Origin of the sequence: Photobacterium ganghwense, assembly GCF_003025595.1 — a bacterium.
Taxonomy (GTDB): Bacteria; Pseudomonadota; Gammaproteobacteria; order Enterobacterales; family Vibrionaceae; genus Photobacterium; species Photobacterium ganghwense.
The window spans coordinates 1-537 of sequence record NZ_PYMI01000037.1 but is presented as its reverse complement, the minus strand read 5'-3'; the positions used below and the strand labels follow the sequence as shown (position 1 = coordinate 537).

At 49.5% G+C, this 537-nt stretch carries 2 tRNA genes and 1 rRNA gene; all 3 read left to right on the top strand.

From position 1 onward, the window contains the following. Positions 1 to 88 (top strand): 16S ribosomal RNA (locus tag C9I92_RS25205); the annotation flags it as partial. A 70-nt stretch (positions 89 to 158) separates the two neighbouring features. Continuing rightward, a tRNA-Ile gene (locus C9I92_RS25200) sits at positions 159 to 235 on the top strand. A 40-nt stretch (positions 236 to 275) separates the two neighbouring features. Further along, a tRNA-Ala gene (locus C9I92_RS25195) sits at positions 276 to 351 on the top strand. Positions 352 to 537 lie beyond the last annotated feature (186 nt).

Below are 537 nucleotides of genomic sequence, written 5' to 3'. Positions count from 1 at the left end.
GAGGGCGTTTACCACGGTGTGGTTCATGACTGGGGTGAAGTCGTAACAAGGTAGCCCTAGGGGAACCTGGGGCTGGATCACCTCCTTACCTAAAGACTGCGCTTTGCGTAGTGTCCACACAGATTGCCTGGTTGAAATGTGAAGAGCGAAACGATGCTGGGTCTGTAGCTCAGGTGGTTAGAGCGCACCCCTGATAAGGGTGAGGTCGGTGGTTCAAGTCCACTCAGACCCACCACTTCCTGCCCAAAGGAAGGTGGTGAGGCATCGGAAACGTTGGGGCTATAGCTCAGCTGGGAGAGCGCCTGCCTTGCACGCAGGAGGTCAGCAGTTCGATCCTGCTTAGCTCCACCACTCTTTAAGGGTTTTTCCTGAGAATCTTTAAACAGTGGTGTTATCTCGTTGGAGATAATGACACATGCTCTTTAACAATCTGGAAAGCTGACTAGTAATTCGATTCAGACGAATCGAAATTATTGTTTCTCGAAAGAGAAACGAGTTCTCAAGCAATACACATTCAAGTGTCTTGTGTAAGAAGAG